The following is a 17,720-nucleotide window of genomic DNA, read 5'->3' as shown; positions in this document are numbered from 1 at the left end:
AGCATGGCGAGCGGAATCAAGGACAAGGTCGCAATTCTCGGCATGGGCTGCGCGCGCTTCGGCGAGCGATGGGATGCCGATGCCGACAGCCTGATGGTCGAGGCCTATCTGGAGGCGCTGGCGGACGCCGGGATCGGGGCGGGCGAAATCGAGGCGGCGTGGCTTTCGGTTGCGTTCGACGCGCTCAATATCGGCCCGTCCGGCGTGCCGGCGTCGATCGCGCTGCGGCTGGGCAACGTTCCGGTCACCAAGGTCGAGAACTACTGTGCGAGCGGGACCGAAGCGTTTCGCGGAGCAGTTTATGCGGTCGCCTCGGGCGCGGCGGACATCGCGTTGGCGATCGGCGTCGAGAAGCTGAAGGACACCGGTTATGGCGGGCTGCCGGTCCGCACCCGCGGGACGATGTTCGACATGGTCGGCGTGGTCGGATCGGCGCCGGGCAACTTCGCCCAACTGGCCTCGGCCTATGCCGCTCGTCACGGGATAGATCGCGACGATCTCAAGCGGGCGATGGCGCATGTCTCGGTCAAGAGCCACGCAAATGGTGCAAGGAACCCGAAGGCCCATCTTCGCAAGGTCGTCGACGAAGAGACTGTGCTCAATGCGCCGATGATCGCCGAGCCTCTCGGCCTGTTCGATTGTTGCGGCGTCTCGGACGGCGCCGCGTGCGCGATCGTCACCACGCCGGAGATCGCCCGTGCGCTGGGCAAGAAGGACCTCGTCACGGTCAAGGCGCTCCAGCTCGCCGTCTCGAACGGCTGGGAGCTTCAGGGGCGAGGTTGGGATGGCTCCTATGTCCACACCACCCGCATCGCCGCAGGCCGTGCCTATGCCGAGGCGGAGGTCACCGATCCCGGACGGCAGATCAGCCTGATGGAAGTCCACGATTGCTTTTCGATCACCGAACTGGTGACGATGGAGGATCTGGGCATGTGCCCGGAAGGTGGCGCTGTGAAGGACGTGCTCGATGGCCGCTTCGATGCCGACGGCGCCAATCCCTGCCAGATCGACGGCGGCCTCAAGTGTTTCGGCCATCCGGTCGGCGCTTCGGGCCTCAGGATGATCTACGAGAACTATCTCCAGCTGCTGGGTCGCGCAGGCGAACGGCAGCGGATGGATCCTCCTTCGCTCGGCCTGTCGCACAACCTGGGAGGGATGCCGAACCAGAGCGTCGCGGCGATCGCCATTGTCGGGCTCGAGGGCGCATAATGGACAGGGAGACGTTCGAAGCGCTGCGACAGACCATTCGCCGCTTCGTGCGTGAGCGCCTGGTGCCGCTCGAAGCGGAAGTGGCCGAAAACGACAAGGTTCCTGACGCCATCATCGAGGAGATGCGCCAGCTCGGCCTGTTCGGATTGACCGTCCCCGAGGAATTCGGCGGGCTCGGCCTCTCCATCACCGACGAGATCGAGCTGGTGATCGAGCTGACCTGGGCCTCCGCCGCCTTCCGCTCGATCCTGGGCATGAATCTCGGCGTCGGATCGCAGGGGTTGGTGATGGACGGCACCCCCGCGCAAAAGGCCGAGTGGTTGCCGCGTATCGCCTCGGGCGAAATAATCTGCAGTTTCGCGCTGACCGAGCCGGACTCGGGTTCCGATGCCGCGGCTTTGCGTACGAGCGCGCGGCGCGATGGCGACGACTATGTTCTGAACGGCGCCAAGCGATACATCACGAATGCACCGGTCGCGGGCCTTATCACCGTGATGGCGCGCACGGCGCCCGACCGGTTGCCAGGCAATGCGCACGTAACCGCTTTCCTTGTGCCAGCAGACGCGCCGGGGGTCCGCATCGGGCCAAAGGACCGCAAGATGGGGCAGGCGGGTGCGCTGTCCGCGGACCTGTTTCTCGACGACGTTCGCGTCCCGGTGGAGGCGATCCTCGGTGGCGTGGAGGGGAGGGGCTTCCGGACCGCGATGAAGGTTCTCGATCGCGGCCGCATCCATGTGGCGGCGGTTTGTGTGGGACAGGCGCGGCGCATCCTGCATGAGGCGCTCGGCTACGCCATGCAGCGCAAGCAGTTCGGTCAGCCGATCGGCGAGTTCCAGCTGATCCAGGCGATGCTCGCCGACAGCCGTGCCGAACTCTATGCGGCGGAGTCCATGGTGCGCGACGCCGCCCGACGGCACGCCGCTGGCGAGCAGGTCTCGCTGGAAGCAAGTTGCGCCAAGATGTTCGCCTCGGAAATGGTGGGCCGGGTCGCCGATCGCGCCGTGCAGATCCACGGCGGCGCCGGTTACATGCGTGAGACCCCTGCCGAGCGCTTCTATCGCGATGTCCGGCTTTTTCGAATCTACGAGGGCACGACGCAGATCCAGCAGCTGATCATCGGCCGCGAGTTGATCAAGCGGCGGACGATCTAACGTCCTTCGAACCGGGGTTCCCGCCCTTCGACGATTGCCTTCGCCGCTTCTCCATGGTCGCGGCTCTGCATCGACAGCATCTCCCACGCCAGGCCAGCCTCCAGTACGGCTTCGAGCTGCGCCCGAATGCCGCGATTGACCGTCATCTTGGTCCATTGCACCGCGAGCGGCGGCTTGGCAGCCAGCTCGGCGGCGATCGCCTGCGCCATCGGGAGCACCTGCTCGGCCGGGGCGACATGATTGATCAGGCCCAATGCATGCGCCTCGCCCCCGCGCAGCAAGGTCGCGCGCATCAAGAGCTCCTTGGCGCGGTTGGGACCGATTAACAGCGGCCAGAAGATCGCGCCGCCATCGCCGGCGACAAGCCCGACATTGACGTGGGTGTCGCCGAATTTGGCCGCGTCCGAAATCACCGACACGTCCGCGGCAAGCGCCAGCGTTGCGCCAAGGCCGGTGGCATGGCCGTTGACTGCGGCGACGATCGGCTGCGGCACCTCCAGCATGCCGACCATCAGCCGCTTCGCCGCGTGGCCAATGCCGAGAAGATGGTTCCAGCCGTCGTCGCTGCCCGCGCGCGCCGCCATCGTCTTGATGTCGCCGCCGGTCGAGAAGGTCCGTCCCGCGCCGGTCAGCACGATCGCCCGCACATCTTTTTGTCGGGCCAGGTCCGGCCAGACCCGTTCCAGCGACTCATGTGTCTCCGTGTCGATCGCATTGCCCGCGTCCGGGCGATTTATGGTCAGGGTGGCGACGCCCGCATCGAACGCCAGATCCAGTCCGCGATAGCGGGTCTTGGTCATTTCAGTCCCCTTTTCCCACTCCTGTCCCATTCCGTCCGGCTTGCATATCGCTAATGTTGGTCTAGAATTCGACCGACAAGAATGAAGGCGGAGAGGTTTATGAAGAGAATGTTGCCCCCGTTAAACCCCTTGCGTGCGTTCGAGGCGGCGGGTCGTCATGTCAGCTTCACCCGCGCGGCCGAGGAGCTCGGCGTCACGCAGACCGCGGTGAGCCGGCAGGTCGCGGTGCTCGAGGCCTATATGCGCTGCCGCCTGTTCGAGCGGCACAATTCGGCGCTGGTGCTCACCGACGCTGGCCAGGCCTATCTCAACTCGATCCAACCCGCGATGGAAACGATCGGCGAGGCCACCGCCATGACCCGCGGCCAATCGAGCAACGTCGTGAAGGCGCGGGTCTATCTCACCTTCGCGCTTCGATGGCTGCTGCCGCGGCTCCCGCGATTCCGCGCCGCGCATCCGAAGATCGAGATCAATCTCTCGACCTCGTTGCTGCCCGCCGACTTCGAGCGCGATGATCTCGACGTCAACATCTGCCACGGCGGACCGGAGTGGCCGGGCGTCTCCAGCCTCCTGATTTTCAAGGACCGCCTGACTCCGACCTGCAGCCCGGCGCTGATCGAGTCCCTGGGGCGGAACCTCACGCCGGCCGACCTTGTCCACCAGCCGCTACTTCATTCGCGCAATCGCATTGCCGATTGGGGCGACTGGTTCCGCTTTGCCGGCGTCGATGTCCAGCTCGAGCCGGGGATCACGTTCGAAACGTCGAGCCTGGTCTATGAAGGGGCGCGCCAGGGCCTCGGCTTCGCGCTGAGCCAGGTCGCGTTGGTGAAGGGCGAGATCGAGCGCGGCGAGCTGTGCGCGCCCTTCCCGGCAATGGCCCGTGAGAGCGGCTATTTCTTCCTTCACAAGACCGGCCGGATCGAGGCGAAGACACGGATCTTCCGCGACTGGCTGATGCAGGAGGTCGCGGCGGACATGGCTAAGGAGGCAAGGCAGGCGCCCGATCCAGGGCCTGCGTTGCAGGCGGCCTGAGGCCGCCATCCGGCGCCGGGCCCCAAGGGAAATCAGCTCAGTCCTGCGCCGGATCAGTGGCGTCCAGCGTGTCATAGTCGGTCGGGATACACGCTTCCACCACGGTATAGTCGCGCGTGAATTCCGTCACATTGTGGCGGATGCCGGCCGGGATGAACATCGCATCGCCGCGCTTCATCCGGACTTTTCCCAAGCCCTCGACCCAGATATCGAGCCACCCGGTGATCGGCATGAAAAACTGGTCCATGCTATGCGTGTGCCATCCGGTGCCGCCCGGCGGCTGATCGGCGATGCCCACCACGTGGATGTGCATCCGCCGGTTCGAAGCGGCGGTGGCCCCGAGATCGCGATAGGTGAAGAAGGAACGCGGTCCGTCGCCGGTGATATAGGTCTCCGGCGTATCGTGGGTGATGACCGCCTCCTTGGGTGCTTCGCTCGTCCGGGTAAGACCATGTTTCTCGCGAAAGCGGTCGATATGCTCGAAACTGCCCTTGCTCGCGAATTCCAGCGCTTCGTAATCGTCGGAATATTCGTACACGTCCGGGTTCAACGTGAAGGGCGGCTGCACCACCGCGTCGCCCACGGTCAACGTCAGGCGTTCACCGTCCCACGTTCGCAGCGTGAGCGATCCCGCCAGCACCTGAAGATAGTGGAATTCATCCGACGGATCATACCACCCCTGGCGCACCCCGGCCTTCGCCGCGCGGACGAGTTGGGCGTCAAGCAGGCCCTGCGAGGCGTCGGCCAGCCCCAGAGAGCGATATTCGAGACCCGATCCATCCCCCTTGCGCCACACCGCCTGATCGGCCGGGGAATAGCCGAAGCGCAGCGGCAGTGAGCCGATTTGCGGCCTTTGGGGTACGCTCATCTCCATCTCCTCACATGCTCTGTTTCACGTTCACATTGTCGCGGTCCGGGCGGATCGCCAAATGCGCGAGCCGACACTAGATCGCGCCTCGAGCGCGCAGTCTCGAAATTTCGCCATCGCTTTTCCCGATCGCGCGAAGCACGGATTCGGTATGCGCGCCTAGCGCCGGAGTCGGCCCATCGATCGCGGGAGTCCTGGAAAAATTGAGCGGACTGCGCACCGTCGGCAGGGTGCGGCCGTCGGCCTGCGCCACATCACGACGCAGCTTGCGATGACGCACCTGCGGATGTTCGAAGACCTGATCGATCGTATTGATCACGGCGTTGGGAATGCCGGCTTCGTCCAGTATCGCGGCCCAATGAGCGACGCTGCGAGCGCCGAGCACCTCGTTCATCTGCAGGCTCAGGTCCGCATGATGCTGGCGGCGCGCCCGATTGGTCGCGAAGCGGGCATCATCCGCGAGCTCGGGGCGCCCGAGCGCCGAGGCCAGCGACCGGAACTGGCGGTCGTTCCCGCACACGATCACCATGTCGCCATCCTCGGCATGAAAGACTCCCGAGGGGAAGGTGTTGGGCGCCCGATTGCCGGCGCGAGACACCACCTCCCCGGTGGTCAGGTAGCCGCTGGCGAACTGGGCCGTCAGGGCGACGGAGGTGTCAAGCATCGCCGCGTCGATGAACTGGCCCTCTCCCGTTCGGATGCGATGGATCAGCGCTCCAAGAATGGCCACGGCAGCGCAATAGCCGGTGGTCAAATCCGTGACGTTGATCGCGGTACGCATCGGTTCACCATCGGGATCGCCGCAGAGGCTCATATGGCCGGCGATCGCCTGCAGGATGGAATCATAGGCCGGCTGACGGGCGGACGGGCCGGTCTGCCCGAAGCCTGTGATGGAGCAATAGATGATCTCGGGGCTCGCCGCGCGCATGGTTTCGTAGTCAAGGCCGTGTTTGACCAGCGAGCCGGCCTTGTAATTTTCGACCATGACATCGCACCCGCGCGCCAGTTCGCGCACCAGTTCGGCGCCCTCGGGCGTCGAAATGTCGATGGTTATCGATTGCTTGCCGCGATTGAGCGCAAGGAAGAATGCGGAGAGTTGCTCGTAGCCATCAACGGACGGACGGAAGCTGCGGGAGTCGTCCCCGGAGCCGGGGCGCTCCACCTTGATGACGGTCGCGCCCATGTCGGCAAGGAGTTGGGTGCACCACGGTCCGGACGCGACGCGTGTCAGATCCAGAACTTTAATGCCCGACAGAATCTCAGCCACGCTTCGTCTCGCCTCCAGCAGTCCGGATATGAACCCGCGCGGCCAACTGGCGACCACCAGCTATTGCTCGGGAGGGAGGCGAGAAATTGTGGGCGAACAGCCGGACAAAATATCGGGGTATACCCAAGCGATAACCGCTGGCGGCCAACCCTCTCCTGACCAAAGCTTGTCCGCAAGCCGGACCTGAGGCCCGGCGGGAAGCCATCGGGGAAACATGGGCGCTTTAGCTTTCGAATATCCGGAAGAAATCACGGCGACCCTTGGCGCTCTTGATGGCTTCATCCGCGCCGAAATCTTGACGCGCCACGAAAAGCACGCCGATCTGCTGGCCGATTCACGACGGAAATACACGCCCGACGGCCGTTTTTCGCCCGAGGTCTGGGAGATTATCGGCGAAGTGCGAAAGGCCTCCGCCGAAGCCGGCTTCTACGCCATGAGCGTGCCCGAGCACCTCGGCGGCGGAGGGATGGGGCTGCTCGCCTATTTTGCCGCTTGGGAATATATTTCGCGCCTGTGCGGCCCCCGCCACTGGCTTTCCTATTATATCATCAGCCACTGGGCCAAGGGCCCGAGCCCGGTCCTCGCCGAGGCGTCGCCCAGGCTGCGCGACGAGATCCTGCCCGGCATCATGAACGGCGACAAGACGATGTGCTTCGCGCTGTCGGAGCCGGAGGCTGGGTCCGACGCGGCCGGCATCCGCACCCGCGCGGTTCAGGAGGGGGAGGGGTGGCGCCTCACCGGCGGAAAGATCTGGATCTCCAACAGTGTTCACGCCGACTATGCGATCGTGTTCGCCGTCACCGACCCGGACAAGGCGGCGGCCCGCAAGGGAGGCATCAGCGCATTCCTGATCCCCACCGACGCGGAAGGATACACGCTGGAAAGCACGATCAAGATGTGGGGCCAATCGGGCACCGTCGAGGGTCAGCTGAAGTTCGAGAACATCCGCGTCGAACCGCACCAGCTGATCGGCGAACTGGACAATGGGTTCAAGCTGGCGATGCTGGGAGTCGGCCTGGGCCGCATGTACAATTCGGCCCGGGCGGTCGGCTATTCGCGCTGGGCGCTGAACGAGGCCTTCGAGCATATCAAGCTGCGCAAGACCTTTGGAAAGCCGATCTCCACCAATCAGGGTGTCACCTTCCCGCTCGCCGAGAGTGCGATGCAGATCCACGCTGCGCACCTGATGGCGATCAACGTCGCTCAACTGCTCGACCGTGGCCAGGCCGCCTCGAAGGAACTGGCGATGACCAAGTGCTTCGCCGCCGACGCCGCCAAGCAATGCGTCGATCGCTGCATCCAGGCGTTCGGCGCGATGGGCTTCACCAATGAGATGTTTCTCACCGACGCCTATATCGCGATGCGCAAGATCACCATCGCCGATGGGAGCGCCGAAATCTTGCGGCGCCTGATCTCCAAGCGCATGCTCGATGGCGACATGGCGCTGTAGGACGGGCGATGGCTGAGGCGGTGATCCAGACGGTGGCGAATGGCGTCGCCGTCCTGAAATTGGCAGAGCCGGAGACCCGAAACGCCCTCAGTCCCGCCATCCGGTCCGCGCTTGAGGCGGCGGTACCCGCGCTGCTGGCGGACGAGGCCGTTCGCTGCCTGCTGCTGACTGGAACGGGCAGGAGCTTCTGCGCCGGCGGTGACCTGCGCACCATGGAGGCGATCCCGAGCCCCCAGGAATCGCGCGCGCGGCTTGCGCGCAGCCATGCGTGGCTGCGGGCGCTGATCGAAGCCGAAAAGCCAATCGTCACCGCGGTCAACGGTATCGCGGTCGGCGCCGGCTTCGGTCTGGCGATGGTCGGCGACATCATCATTGCCGCAGACGACGCGCTGTTCGTGCCCGGGTTCCCGCTGGTGGGTGTCGTCGCCGATTACGGGCTCGGCCGCACGTTGCCGCGCGCAATCGGTGTGGTTCGCGCGAAGGACATCCTGCTGACCGGGCGGAAGGTCGATGCTGCGGAGGCGCTGGCGATCGGCATGGTCAGTCGGATCGTCCCGGCCGACAGGCTGGAGAGCGAAGCGGAGGCGATCGCGCGCCAGCTGGCCGAAGGTCCCGCCGTTTCGCTCGGTCTGACGAAGCGGCTGGTCGACCGGGGCTTTGACGGCGATGCGGCAGCCTATCTCGCGCTAGAGGGATTTGCCCAGGCGGCCGCTTTCGGCTCCGCCGACCATCGCGAGGGCGTCGCCGCCTTTCGTGAGAAGCGTACACCCCGGTTCGAAGGGCGCTGAGCAATGGAATATAGTTTCTCGGCCGAGGACCGCGCTTTTCGCGACGAGGTTCGCACCTGGCTGAGGGCGAACATCCCGATCGAGGAGCGCCCGAAAGAAGGCGCGGCGATGCGCGCGTTCGACACCGCCTGGCAACGACGGCAGTTCGAAGCCGGCTGGGGCGGTATCGCCTGGCCCACCGAATATGGCGGGCGCGGGCTCAGCTTGATGCACCAGCTGATCTGGCACGAGGAATATGCCCATGCCGGCGCGCCCCCACCCGGGTGCATGTTCGTCGGCCTGAACCATGGCGGGCCGACATTGATGGCGCGCGGATCGGAGGCCCAGCAGGCCGACCACGTCCCCCGCATCCTGTCGGGCGAGGCCGTGTGGTGCCAGGGATTCTCCGAACCGGGAGCGGGATCGGATCTGGCCGGCATACGTATGCGCGGGACGGTCGATGGGGACGATGTCGTCGTCAACGGAAGCAAGATCTGGTCGAGCTATGCCGACGTCGCGGACTGGCAGGAACTGCTGGTCCGCACCGATCCTGATCTGCCCCGCCATCGCGGGCTCGCCTGGGTCATCTGCGACATGAAGCTGCCGGGCATCACGGTGAGACCGATCCGGACGATGGCCGGCGCCACCACCTTTTCCGAAGTGTTTTACGACAATGTGAGAATCCCGCTGTCCAACGTCGTCGGCGGGCTGACAGAGGGCTGGAGCGTCGCGATGTCGACCCTCTCCTTCGAGCGCGGCACCGCGATGATTCCGCATCAGGTGGAGCTGCAGCGCACGATCGAGGAGCTGATCGTGCTGGCGGGCGAGGTGCCGGGGCCGATCGCCGGGAAGCGCGCGATCCAGGACGACGAAATCGCCGCGCGGCTGGCCACGGTCCGCGCCGAGGTCGCCGCGATGCGGGCGATGACCTATGCGGCGATCTCACGCGCACTCCGTTCGCCGGTGCCGGGGCCTGAAGGCGCGATGATCTCGCTCTATTTCGCCGAACTCTTCCAGCGGGTCCACGGGCTTGCACTCGACATATTGGGCGCCGGATCGGTCGAGCGGGAAGGCGCGGCAAGCCAATGGGTTTACCGCTATCTCGACGGGTTCAAACATTCGATCGCGGGCGGCACCACCGAGATTCGCCGCAACATCGTCGGCGAGCGCGTCCTTGGCCTGCCGCGGGGCACGAAATGATCGATCTGCTTCCCAACGGCGAAGAACAGGCGCTGGCGGAAAATTTCGCGCAGGTGCTTGCGGCGGAGGCCCCGCTCGCCCGGCTTCATCAAGGGACAGATGCGGACCACGCGTTGATCCGTCAGCTGGCAGGGCTCGGCTGGGCGGGCCTGGGCGTGCCGGTGGACAGGGGCGGCCTCGGCTGCGGCGCTGTCGAGGAAATCCTGCTGATGCGCGAAGCCGGGCGGCAACTCGTCGGCCCGCGGCTGGCGGCAACGATGCTCGCCGCGCATCTCGCCCAAGAACCGACCCCCTTTATCGATGGCAGCCGTGGAGCGTCGCTCGCGATCCCGGCCGGAGACGGTTCGTGGTACCGGTTCGATCATCGGCCGGGCGATGCCTGCATCGCCGCGGGCGAGGGGCTGGCCCTGGTCGAGGAGGGCGCGTTCGCCAACCCCGTCGCCAGCCGCGCGATCGACGACAGCGTGATCCTCGAACGTGGGACGCTCAACGCGCCGGCCGGCGATGACTTCGCCTCCCGCCGCTTCGCCTTGTGGGTTGCGGCGATCCTCGTGGGCACCGCGGAAGCAGCGCGCGACATGGCGGTAGCCTATGCCAAGGTGCGCGAGCAGTTCGGTCAACCGATCGGAGCGTTCCAGGCGATCAAGCATCGCTGTGCCGACATGGCGCTGCGCTGTGAAGCGGCGTGGGCCCAGACAAGCTTCGCAGCCCTGGCGCTCGGCGGGCAGAGGAGCGATGCTGCCTTTCAGGTTTCGGCCGCGCGTCTCATCGCGGGCGACGCGGCGCTGCAGAACAGCCGGGGCAACGTGCAGGTGCATGGAGGCATCGGCTTTACCGAGGAATGCGACGCGCAGCTCTTCGTCCGCCGCACCCAGCTCTGGCTTCACATTGCCGGGTCCAGCCGCGCCCACCAGCGGATTTTGCTCGCCTGCCAGCCGCCGGGGATCGAGGCATGACGCTGGCGCTCGATTCGGCCCTGCGCGACGTCCTCGCGGGCGATGCCGAGCGCCCCTATCTGGAGGTGCGCGGCGAATGGGTTTCGCTCGGCCAGGTTCGCGCCATCTCACAGGCCGTGCTCGAATTGCTCGAAAAGGCCGGCGTTGCCTCCGATGCGCCTCTGGGCCTGATCGCGCGCAATCGCGCGCCGCATGTCGCCGCTTTGTTCGGGCTGCTCTCGCAGCGACGCCACGTGGTGATGCTTCACGCTTATCAGGCACGCGAGAACCTTGCCGCGGAACTCACCGCGCTCGCGATGGGCGCGGTTATCGCCGATGCCGGGGACTGGGAGGACGTACTGCGCGGCGCGGCGGTGAATGCGGGCATGCTCGGAATCGCGCTGGGCGGCGAACGGGGCATCGCCGCCGTTACGCACGTCCCCGGGACCGCTGCTGCCGGACGCAAGTTCGCCCCGAGCGACACGGCGATCGAGATGCTGACCAGCGGCACCACCGGTCCGCCCAAGCGGGTACCGATCAGCTATGCGACGCTGGCGGCGGCGGTCCAGGACGCTATCGTCGCCACTGCGCAGGCCAATACGACCGACGCCAGTGCGCCGTTCATCCAATTCTATCCGCTCGGCAATATCAGCGGCCTGTTCGGGCTGATCACCTGCGCCGTCCGCGGCCAGCCGGCAGTGCTGCTCGAACGGTTCAGCGTTGACGAATGGGTGCGCGCCGTGAAGGCATATCGTCCATCGGCCTTCATGTCGCTTCCCCCGGCCGCGATGCGGATGGTGCTGGATTCGGATGTGCCGCGTGAGGTGATGTCGTCGATCCCGGCGATGCGCTGCGGCTCGGCGCCGCTCGATCCATCGGTTCAGCGCGAATTCGAGGAGCGCTACGGGATTCCGGTTTTGATCAACTATGGCGCCACGGAGTTTTGCGGCGTGATCGCCAACTGGACGATCGCCGATCATCGCAGGTATCGCGACGTCAAGCTGGGCAGCGTGGGGCGCGCCCGGCCGGGCATAAAATTGCGTGTCACCGATCCCGACACGGGCCAGGTGCAGGCCGCGGGAGAGATCGGCCGACTCGAGGTGTTGGCCCCGCGTGTCTCGGCTGACTGGGTGCCGACGACAGATCTCGCCCGGATTGACGCGGACGGCTTCGTCTTTCTCAAGGGTCGAACCGACAGCGTCATTATCCGCGGCGGCTTCAAGGTTTCGCCGGAGGCGATCGCCGAAGTGCTGCGCAGGGATCCGGCGGTGGAGGATGCGGGCGTCGTCGGCCTGCCGGATCCGCGCCTTGGCGAAGTTCCGGTGGCGGCGATACAGCTGCGCGAAGGCGCGGCGCCGCCAGACGTCCAGGCGCTGATCGACGCCGTGCGCAGCGCGATTTCGCCGCAGGCCGCGCCGGTGCGCATCGCCATCGTCGAACATCTGCCGCGCAACGGTTCGCTCAAGCTCGACCGCGCAGCGCTCCGCCGCATTCTGGAGGCCGCGTGATGGGACCCGACCAGCAGTTTCGCGCCTTTCTTGAGGAGGGCCGCTTCATGCTCCAGCGCTCACGCGCAACCGGCCGCTTCATCTTCTATCCCCGGGTCGCCGAGCCGGTGACGGGTTGTCTCGATCTCGAATGGGTGGCCGCCAGCGGCAGCGGCGTCGTCCATTCGACAACGGTGGTACGAAACGAACCCCGTGCCCGCGACTATAATGTTGCGCTGGTCGATCTGGCCGAAGGCGTGCGCATGATGACCCGTGTCGAAGGGATCGATCCCGGCGATGTGCGTATCGGAATGGCGGTGCGCGCGCGTATCGCGGCGGGCGAGGACGGCCCGATTGTGGTGTTCGATCCGGCATGAGCACCGATCGGTTCCCGCGCGGCGAGACCGCGATCGTCGGGCACGCGACCTTTGGCGAAGGGCTGTCGCCGGGCTTCAGTTCGATCGATCTGGCCGCGGCCGCGAGCACGCGCGCGCTGGCGTCGGCAGGATTGACACCGGCCGATGTCGATGCGTTGTTCATCGGCCTGCCTGACGACTTCCTCTCGGGCATGACGCTGGCGGAATATCTCGGCGTGCGGCCCCGGCTGACCGACAATAACCGCACTGGGGGCTCTGCCTTTCAGACGCATGTCGCGCATGCCGCGCTCGCTCTCGCGTCCGGCCAGTGCGATGTCGCGCTGATCGCCTATGGCAGCAACCAGAAGAGCGGCGCCGGCAAGTTGGTCCGATCGAGCCTGCCCCCAACCTACGAGGGGCCGTTCAAGCCGCGCATGCCGGTGTCCGCCTATGCGCTGGCGGCGGCGCGGCACATGCATGAATATGGAACGACGCGTGCGCAGCTGGCCGAAGTGGCTGTGGCCGCGCGGCAATGGGCCGCGCTCAATCCTGCCGCATTCATGCGCGATCCGCTGAGCGTTGCCGACGTGCTGGCGGCACGCATGGTGTCGGACCCGCTCACCACCCGCGATTGCTGTGTGGTCACCGATGGCGCAGCAGCGATCGTGATGGTGCGTGCCGATCGCGCCCGCGATCATGCCAAGCGTCCGGCTTATGTCCTGGGCGCGGGGCAGGCGGCCACCCACCGGGATATCTCGTCAATGCCCGATCTGACCGTCACGGGCGCGGCCGAAAGCGGCCCGCGCGCCTTCGCTCAGGCCGGCGTGACGCCCGCCGATGTCGATGTCGTGCAGGTCTATGACGCCTTCACCATCAATACGATCCTGTTCCTCGAGGATCTGGGGTTCTGCCCGAAGGGCGAAGGCGGGCGCTTCGTCGAGGACGGCGCGATCGCCCCGGGCGGGCGGCTTGCGGTCAATACCAGCGGAGGCGGCCTTTCCTATTGTCATCCGGGCATGTTCGGCCTGTTCACCATCGTCGAAGCGGCGGCACAGATCGCGGGCACGGCCGGCGATCGGCAACAGCCTGGCGTCGAGGTCGCCCTGGCCCACGGCAATGGGGGCGTGCTCGCGAGCCAGGCGACGATCATCCTGGGGTCCGGGGAGACGCTGTGACTTTTGATCAGGCAGGGTGCGAGCGCAGCTTGCTGGCGCGCTGCCCCGGCTGGCGGGCAGGGTCGGCGCAAGGACAATTCTGTAACGGGGGAGCCAGGTGAACAGCGGAACGCGCGGCGTCTATCGCCATCGGGATCTCGACCCGATCCTCAATCCTGCGCGGGTCGCGATCGTCGGGATCAGCCCGTCCACAAGGGGCGCCGGCGCCCGCGCGCTCGGGCAACTCCGGTTGCTCGGCTTCGAAGGCGCGATCGACCTCGTCAATGCGAAATATACCGAAATTGACGGTGCGCCCTGTCATCCGTCGATCGCCTCGGTCGGCCATGCGCCCGACTGCGTGATCATCACCGTCCCGCAGGTCGCTGTGGAAAACGTCTTGCTGGACGCGGCGTCTGCCGGGGCGAAATCGGCGATCATTTTCGCCGCGGGCTATGCCGATACCGGTCGTGAGGACCGCCGTGGCCAGCAGGAGCGACTGGCTGCGATCGCACTCGATACCGGCATAAGGATTATCGGCCCCAACTGCCTGGGCGCGGTCAATTATGCCGATGGCGCGGCGCTCACCTATACCAATACGCCCGTCCTGCGGATCGATGACCGAATCGTCGCGCCCCAGGCGCGCGCTGTCGGGCTGGTCAGCCAATCAGGCGGGCTCGGCTTCGCCTGCGCGCAGGCGGTCCAGCGCGGCGTTTCGCTCAGTCACATCCTCACCTCCGGCAACAGCTGCGACGTTGATGTCGCGGACTATATCGCCTATCTGGCCGAGGCTCCGGCCTGCACCGCGATCGCCTGTGTGTTCGAGGCGGTCCCCAGTGGCGCACGATTGCTCGAGGCGGCCGACATCGCATTTCGCGCGGGCAAGCCGCTGGTCGTCCACAAGCTTGGCACCGGCGAGGGAGGAGCCGCCGCGGCAATGACCCATTCGGGGATGCTGGCGGGCACGCACGACGCCTTCGTCGCCTCCTTGGAGCAGGTGGGGGCGATCATGGTCGATGGGTTCGAGAACCTGATCGAGACCGCCGCTTATTGCGCCAAGGCCGATCCGGATGCGGCCGGGGGCGTCATCGTGCTGACCAGTTCGGGCGGCGCATCGGTGATGGCGGCGGACAAAGCCGAGCTGCATGGCGTCGAGCTGCCGCAGCCCGATGAGAATATCCGGGCCGCAGTGCAGAAGAAGCTTCCAGATTTCGGCACGGCCCGCAATCCGTGCGACGTGACCGGGGGCCTCGCCAACGACCATGACGGCTACTTCGCCTGCGTCGATTTGCTGCTGTCCGATCCGGCTTATGGTACGCTGGTTACGGCCCATCCCTATTCGGTGCATACCGCCAATCGGGTGAGGGCCTTCGGCGAGCTTGCGGCCAAATATGACAAGCGCGTCTGCAATGTGTGGATCACCGAATATCTCGCCGGGCCGGGATTGATCGAGGCGGAACGCGATCCGAACCAGATGGTCTTCCGGTCGATGGATCGCTGCTTCGCCTCGATGGCCGCGCTGCGCGACTGGGCCGCGTCGCGGGTTGACCGACTGGGCGTGTCGACGGGTGGCCGGATCGTGGACAGGGAGGCGGCCACGCGCGCAGGCACGTTGCTGCGCGCCTGCACCGATATGATCCTCACGGAAAGGCAGGCCAAGGCGGTCCTCGCCGAATATGGCGTCACCGTGGTGACCGATCGCCTGGCGGCGTCGCCGGAGGAGGCTGCCGACGCGGCTGATGCGCTCGGTTATCCGGTGGTCGTGAAGATCGATTCGCCGGACATCGCCCACAAGACCGAAGCCGGTGTGGTTGCGATCGACCTGGCGGACCGGGCTACCGTGCTGGCCGCCGCCCGGCAGGTGCTGGCCAATGCCGCGACCCATGCGCCCGGAGCGCGGGTGGACGGACTGCTCGTCCAGCCGATGATCCCGGCCGGCGTCGAGATGATGATCGGCGCGAAACGCGATCCCGTGTTCGGCCAGATGCTGGTGGTGGGCCTTGGCGGAGTCTTCGTCGAGCTGCTCAAGGACCGGGCCCTGACGAGCGTGCCCGTCAGCCCCGCGGCCGGAGAGCTTCTGTTGGAGCGTTTGAAAGGCGGCGTCCTGCTCGACGGCTATCGTGGTGGGGCTCGGGTCGATCGCAAGGCGCTCGGCGAATTGATCGCGCGCGTCTCCGAATTGCTCGCCGATCATGGAGACCTTCTCGACGGCGCGGATATCAACCCGATCATCTGCAACGGCGACACGATCGTCGCGGTCGACGCCCTACTCGTCCGTCGGAGCTGACCGGGCCAGCCGGCGCGCGATCACCGCGCAGGCGACGAGCTGAATCTGGTGGAAGATCATCAGCGGTACCAGCACCAGGCCAACCTGGGCGGGCGGGAACAGCACGCCGGCCATCGGCACGCCCGAGGCCAGGCTCTTCTTCGATCCGCAGAACAGCAGGACAATGCGGTCCGCCCGGCTGAAGCCCAGCGCGCCGCCCAGCCACCAGGTCAGCATCAGCACGATCCCAAGGATGATTGCGCACCCGAGCAGGATCAGCGCCAGGCCGGACAGTGGCAGCCGCTGCCATAGTCCCTCCGCGACGGCTGCCCCGAAAGCCGTGTAGACGACCAGCAGGATCGATCCACGGTCCACCAGGGACACGAACCGTTTGTGGCGCGCCACGAACGCGCCGACCAGCGGGCGGGAAAGATGCCCGACGACGAAGGGCAGGAGCAGTTGCAGCGCGATGGATTTGGCCGATTCGATCGAGATCCCCGCTCCATTGCCGCCCATCAGCCACATGACGAGCAGGGGAGTCGCGGCGATGCCCAGCAGGTTGGAGAATGAGGCGCTGCACACCGCTCCGGCCACATTTCCCCGCGCGATCGAGGTGAAGGCGATCGATGACTGCACCGTGGAGGGCAGGAGCGTGAGGAACAGCAGACCCATCCCGGTCGTGCGATCGAACAAGGGCAGGGACGTCAGTGCCATGCCCAGCAACGGGAACAGCACGAAGGTCGTCGCAAGGGTCGCCAGATGCAATTGCCAGTTGCGCGCCCCGTCGAGGATCGCCTGCCGCGAAAGCTTCGCGCCGTGGAGGAAGAACAGCAGCACGATGCCGACGTTCGCGGCGTCGCTCGCTATTGCCGCCCAGGCTCCCTGCGGCGGCGCGATGGTGGCGAGGAGCAGGATGCCGATCAGTCCGGCGACGAACGGATCGAAGAGGGCGAGAAGACGACCGGGCATCACTGGTTCGTGAAGAAGGCCATCGGCGCTGTCGACCTAAAGCTGTGCAGCGCTCGCGGCATATTTGTTGGGGCAATGCCGAACTTTGCAAGGTGGCGCCAATGCCCCCTCGGGTGTCTCCTGCGTCGCGGAGAAACAGCAATGTCCCGTCGCGCCAAATTCATCGTCGGTCTGGGAGGCGCCCTCACGGCGAACTCGACGACCGAGCGGGCGATTGCCCGCGTCCTTGCTCATGCCGAAGGGCGCGGCGCACGAACGGCGTTGTTTGCTGGCCGCGACATCGACCTGCCGATGTATGCGCCGGGTGAGGCAAATCGGACGCAGGCGGCCGAGCGGATGGTCGCCGCACTGCGCCGCGCCGACGGCGTCGTCATCGGATCGCCTGGATATCATGGTAGCGTCTCCGGACTCGTGAAGAACGCGCTCGACTATGTGGAGGATCTGGCGCGGGACTCTCGTCCCTATTTTACCGGACGGCCAATCGCATGTGTGGCGACCGGCGCCGGCTGGCAGGGCGCCAACATGACCTTGCAAGCCCTGCGGAGCATCGCCCATGCCCTGCGCGGCTGGCCGACCTCGCTCGGCCTTGCCCTCAATACGCGCGATCCGCTCTTCGACAAGGAAGGCACCTGCCTTGCCGCCGAAGCCGACGCGCAATTCGGCCTGGTCGCGGACCAGTTGATGGGCTTTTCAAGCCCGCACTAAGCGGCGGCTGCCGATCCGGCGATCGGGCACCGATCGGGGATCGCAGGGGCTTCGGCGCTTGGGGGGTGACGACAACATTTTGGCGGCCGGACCGCTAAGGATCGTCA

Annotated in this window: 16 protein-coding genes; 12 read left to right on the top strand and 4 right to left on the bottom strand. The window is 66.2% G+C overall.

The genetic code is table 11. From position 1 onward, the window contains the following. The first annotated feature begins 3 nt into the window (after positions 1–3). The gene (locus FRZ32_RS02200) at positions 4–1,209 is read left to right on the top strand and encodes an acetyl-CoA acetyltransferase (protein ID WP_147041962.1); all 1,206 of its coding nucleotides are present in this window, start codon (positions 4–6) and stop codon (positions 1,207–1,209) included. Further along, a complete protein-coding gene (locus FRZ32_RS02195; protein ID WP_147041961.1) occupies positions 1,209–2,360 on the top strand; it encodes an acyl-CoA dehydrogenase family protein in 1,152 nt (383 codons plus the stop codon). Before FRZ32_RS02200 ends, FRZ32_RS02195 begins: the two co-directional genes overlap by 1 nt. On the opposite strand, the gene FRZ32_RS02190 is transcribed toward FRZ32_RS02195, so the two are convergent. Continuing rightward, positions 2,357–3,160, bottom strand: coding sequence for an enoyl-CoA hydratase/isomerase family protein (locus FRZ32_RS02190; protein WP_147041960.1), 804 nt, complete (start codon positions 3,158–3,160; stop codon positions 2,357–2,359). The two genes, FRZ32_RS02195 and FRZ32_RS02190, sit on opposite strands and share 4 nt — an antisense overlap. 129 nt (positions 3,161–3,289) lie before the next feature. Here FRZ32_RS02190 and FRZ32_RS02185 point away from each other — a divergent pair, with 129 nt between their 5' ends. Continuing rightward, the gene (locus FRZ32_RS02185) at positions 3,290–4,192 is read left to right on the top strand and encodes a LysR substrate-binding domain-containing protein (protein WP_158635801.1); all 903 of its coding nucleotides are present in this window, start codon (positions 3,290–3,292) and stop codon (positions 4,190–4,192) included. Between the two features lie 37 nt (positions 4,193–4,229). Here FRZ32_RS02185 and FRZ32_RS02180 read toward each other — a convergent pair whose 3' ends face one another. Together FRZ32_RS02180 and FRZ32_RS02175 are read right to left on the bottom strand one after the other, a co-directional pair. Next, a complete protein-coding gene (locus FRZ32_RS02180) occupies positions 4,230–5,060 on the bottom strand; it encodes a cupin domain-containing protein (protein WP_158635800.1) in 831 nt (276 codons plus the stop codon). A gap of 76 nt (positions 5,061–5,136) precedes the next feature. After that, positions 5,137–6,327, bottom strand: a complete 1,191-nt coding sequence (locus tag FRZ32_RS02175) for a CaiB/BaiF CoA transferase family protein (protein WP_147041957.1) — start codon at positions 6,325–6,327, stop codon at positions 5,137–5,139. A gap of 214 nt (positions 6,328–6,541) precedes the next feature. Between FRZ32_RS02175 and FRZ32_RS02170 the strand changes: the two genes are divergently transcribed. From FRZ32_RS02170 to FRZ32_RS02135, 8 genes are all read left to right on the top strand, one after another. Beyond that, positions 6,542–7,777, top strand: coding sequence for an acyl-CoA dehydrogenase family protein (locus FRZ32_RS02170; protein WP_147041956.1), 1,236 nt, complete (start codon positions 6,542–6,544; stop codon positions 7,775–7,777). 8 nt (positions 7,778–7,785) lie between these two features. Beyond that, a complete protein-coding gene (locus tag FRZ32_RS02165) occupies positions 7,786–8,565 on the top strand; it encodes an enoyl-CoA hydratase/isomerase family protein (RefSeq protein ID WP_147041955.1) in 780 nt (259 codons plus the stop codon). A 3-nt stretch (positions 8,566–8,568) separates the two neighbouring features. Then, positions 8,569–9,744 carry an acyl-CoA dehydrogenase family protein gene (locus tag FRZ32_RS02160; protein WP_147041954.1) on the top strand — a complete coding sequence of 392 codons (1,176 nt, stop codon included), beginning with the start codon at positions 8,569–8,571 and terminating at the stop codon, positions 9,742–9,744. Beyond that, positions 9,741–10,700 carry an acyl-CoA dehydrogenase family protein gene (locus FRZ32_RS02155; RefSeq protein ID WP_158635799.1) on the top strand — a complete coding sequence of 320 codons (960 nt, stop codon included), beginning with the start codon at positions 9,741–9,743 and terminating at the stop codon, positions 10,698–10,700. Before FRZ32_RS02160 ends, FRZ32_RS02155 begins: the two co-directional genes overlap by 4 nt. Next, positions 10,697–12,187, top strand: a complete 1,491-nt coding sequence (locus FRZ32_RS02150; RefSeq protein ID WP_158635798.1) for a class I adenylate-forming enzyme family protein — start codon at positions 10,697–10,699, stop codon at positions 12,185–12,187. Before FRZ32_RS02155 ends, FRZ32_RS02150 begins: the two co-directional genes overlap by 4 nt. After that, positions 12,187–12,543, top strand: coding sequence for a Zn-ribbon domain-containing OB-fold protein (locus FRZ32_RS02145; RefSeq protein WP_147041951.1), 357 nt, complete (start codon positions 12,187–12,189; stop codon positions 12,541–12,543). Before FRZ32_RS02150 ends, FRZ32_RS02145 begins: the two co-directional genes overlap by 1 nt. Next, positions 12,540–13,697 carry an acetyl-CoA acetyltransferase gene (locus FRZ32_RS02140; RefSeq protein WP_147041950.1) on the top strand — a complete coding sequence of 386 codons (1,158 nt, stop codon included), beginning with the start codon at positions 12,540–12,542 and terminating at the stop codon, positions 13,695–13,697. Before FRZ32_RS02145 ends, FRZ32_RS02140 begins: the two co-directional genes overlap by 4 nt. Before the next feature lie 97 nt (positions 13,698–13,794). After that, complete coding sequence (locus FRZ32_RS02135) at positions 13,795–15,960, top strand: acetate--CoA ligase family protein (RefSeq protein WP_147041949.1); 2,166 nt, start codon at positions 13,795–13,797, stop codon at positions 15,958–15,960. On the opposite strand, the gene FRZ32_RS02130 is transcribed toward FRZ32_RS02135, so the two are convergent. Continuing rightward, complete coding sequence (locus tag FRZ32_RS02130) at positions 15,940–16,908, bottom strand: bile acid:sodium symporter family protein (RefSeq protein WP_147041948.1); 969 nt, start codon at positions 16,906–16,908, stop codon at positions 15,940–15,942. The two genes, FRZ32_RS02135 and FRZ32_RS02130, sit on opposite strands and share 21 nt — an antisense overlap. A gap of 9 nt (positions 16,909–16,917) precedes the next feature. On the opposite strand from FRZ32_RS02130, the gene FRZ32_RS02125 reads away from it, so the two are divergent. Continuing rightward, positions 16,918–17,613, top strand: a complete 696-nt coding sequence (locus tag FRZ32_RS02125) for an NADPH-dependent FMN reductase (protein ID WP_243445162.1) — start codon at positions 16,918–16,920, stop codon at positions 17,611–17,613. Positions 17,614–17,720: the final 107 nt, after the last annotated feature.

The sequence above is a fragment of the Sphingosinicella ginsenosidimutans genome (genome assembly GCF_007995055.1).
Lineage (GTDB): Bacteria > Pseudomonadota > Alphaproteobacteria > Sphingomonadales > Sphingomonadaceae > Allosphingosinicella > Allosphingosinicella ginsenosidimutans.
This window is presented reverse-complemented; position numbering and strand designations above follow the sequence as displayed.